The following is a 279-nucleotide window of genomic DNA, read 5'->3' as shown; positions in this document are numbered from 1 at the left end:
GGTCAATACAGTGCAAGTACGACCACTTACTTTTTAAAAAGCTAATTCATCATTGCATCAGCAGCTTAGTTAAAGTCAAACTAATTAATTGCTTTTATAATTTGAATTAACCTTTTTTATTAGCTATTCATTACATGTAGATTTCACTAATGCTACAAAATATATAAATACAAAGGTGAGGATATTACCGATGAAGAGACAAAAAAGAGATCGTTTAGAGAGAGCACATTCTCAAGGATTTAAAGCAGGTTTAGCAGGTCGCTCTAAAGAGCATTGTCC

At 32.3% G+C, this 279-nt stretch carries 1 protein-coding gene; it reads left to right on the top strand.

What is annotated here, in order from left to right; translation table 11 throughout:
• Positions 1 to 190: 190 nt before the first annotated feature.
• On the top strand, positions 191 to 279 hold an 89-nt coding region (gene rmf / locus AAEY79_RS14665; protein WP_352289049.1), incomplete at its 3' end, for a ribosome modulation factor.

The organism is Psychrobacter sp. GW64-MNA-CIBAN-0177 (genome assembly GCF_040309585.1).
Classification (GTDB): domain Bacteria; phylum Pseudomonadota; class Gammaproteobacteria; order Pseudomonadales; family Moraxellaceae; genus Psychrobacter; species Psychrobacter okhotskensis.
Note: the sequence above shows the minus strand (reverse complement) of the source record. Positions and strands in the feature narration are given on the sequence as shown.